This is a genomic window from Verminephrobacter aporrectodeae subsp. tuberculatae At4, assembly GCF_000193225.1.
GTDB classification, from domain to species: Bacteria; Pseudomonadota; Gammaproteobacteria; order Burkholderiales; family Burkholderiaceae_C; genus Acidovorax; species Acidovorax aporrectodeae.
In genome coordinates, this window is the sequence record NZ_AFAL01000582.1 from 1 (window position 1) to 1,691 (window position 1,691).

Sequence of the window (1,691 nt, forward strand, 5' to 3'; positions counted from 1 at the left end):
AGATCGTTCCCCTGACCGCGTGTTGATCACCGGGGCCGTGGTGTCGGCTGCGCTGTTGTTCGTCACCTCCTGGTTCGTGAGCGTGTCCGCGCTATTGCCGGCCGCGTCCTGCATGACGGCGTTGCCGCCCGCGGGCCGGGTGTAGCTGACGCGCACCGCCTCGCCGCTGTCCACGTCACGGTTCAGGTGCAGCGTGACGGTCTTGGCCGTGGCATCCACCGTGACGTCGTCCACGCTGATGGCCACGCCGCTGGCGCTGTTGACTGCAAATGCCGTGGCGGGGGCCGTATGGGCAGCGTTCAGACCCAGGCTGCTTGCCTCGGTGTAGCTCAGCACCAGATTGCGCCCGTTCACCGCGGCGCTGCGGAGCACCGGGGCCGTGGTGTCGGGAGCGGTGTTGTTCGTCACCGTCTGGGGCGTGAGGTTGGCCGCGTCGTTGCCGGCAGCGTCCTGCAGCACGTTGTCGCCCGCGGGCTTGGTGTAGCTCAGGGTCACGGCCTCGCCGCTGTCCACGTCACGGCTCAGGTGCAGCGTGACGGTCTTGGCCGTGGCATGCACCGTGACGCTGTCCACGGCTATGGCGAGGCCGCTGCCGCTGCTCACCGCAAAGGCTGCGGCGGGGGCCGTATGGATTGCATCCAGACCCAGGCTGCTGGCCTCCGTGTAAGTCAGCACCAGATCGCGGCCGCTGACCGTGGTGCTGCGGAGCACGGGGGCCGTGGTGTCGGGAGCGGAGTGGTTCGTCACCGCCTGGTTCGTGAGGTTGGCCGCGTCGTTGCCTGCCACGTCTTGCAGCACGTCGTTGCCGCTTGCGGGTTTGGTGTAGCTGACGCTCACCGCCTCGCCGCCATCCACGGAACGGCTCAGGTGCAGCGTGAGGGTCTTGGCCGTGGCATCCACCGTGACGCTGTCCACGGCTATGGCGAGGCCGCTGGCGCTGCTGACTGCAAAGGCCGTCGCGGGAGCCGCATGGGCCGCGTCCAGACCCAGGCTGCTCACCTCGGTATAGCTCAGCACCAGCTCGCGCCCGCTGACCGCGGCGCTGTCGAGCACGGGTGCCGTGGTGTCGGCTGCGGAGTTATTCGTTACCGCCTGGCTCGTGAAGCTGTCTGCGTCGTTGCCGGTTGCGTCTTGCAGCACGTTGTTGCCGCTCGCGGGCTTGGTGTAGCTGAGGGTCACCGCCTCGCCGCTGTCCACGGAACGGCTCAGGCGCAGCGTGACGGTCTTGGCCGTGGCATCCACCGCGACGCTGTCCACGCCGATCGCGAGGCCACTGGCGCTGTGCACCGCAAAGGCCGTCGCGGGGGCCGTATTCGCTGCGTCCAGACCCAGGCTGCTGGCCTCCGCGTAGGTCAGTACCAGATCGCGCCCGCTGACCGTGGCGCTGCCCAGCGCCGGGGCCGTGGTGTCGGCTGCGGTGTGATTGCTCACCGCCTGGCCGGCGAGGTTGCCCGCGTCGTTGCCGGCAGCGTCCTGGAGCACGTCGTTGCCGGTTGCGGGCCGGGTGTAGCTGACGCTCACCGTCTCGCCGCTGTCCACGGAACGGTTCAGGCGCAGCGTGACCGTTTGGCCGTGGCGTTCACCGCGACGCTGTCGATGGCGATGGCCAGGCCGCTGCTGCTGCTCACCGCAAAGGCCGCGGCCGGCGCCGTATGGGCCGCGTCCAGACCCAGGCTGCTCGCCTCGGTGTA

The 1,691-nt window shown here is 69.4% G+C and carries 1 protein-coding gene; it reads right to left on the reverse strand.

The annotated features are described in order from the left end of the window. Positions 1–1,691 (reverse strand): SwmB domain-containing protein (locus tag VTU_RS28270; protein WP_265597344.1); only part of this gene is annotated, 1,691 nt, incomplete at both ends.